At 35.8% G+C, this 268-nt stretch carries 1 protein-coding gene; it reads right to left on the reverse strand.

What is annotated here, in order from left to right; genetic code table 11:
• The coding region (locus AC0IWM_RS23760; protein WP_471759145.1) for a hypothetical protein at positions 1 to 268 on the reverse strand (268 nt) is incomplete at both ends.

Consider the following 268-nt stretch of genomic DNA (forward strand, 5'->3'; position numbering starts at 1 on the left):
TAATTTGCCCAATTGATACGAAAGTTACATCCGCGCTTTTAACAGAAATAATATTTGCATTTTGAAGTGATGTTGTAACAATGTTAGAATTTGCAGAGCGATTCACCGGTGGAGCTGTAGGAATACTTACATATTGGTAATTTGCAGAAGATTGATTTACAATTTCGGTTTCAGTAGGTGGATTGTTTGTTTGCACTTGAAATAGTATCGTTTTGGAACTGTTTGCTGGAATTGTTCCAAGTGGTATTCCGTTTTCTGGATTTACACC

Source organism: Methylobacterium sp. AC433, assembly GCF_979253015.1.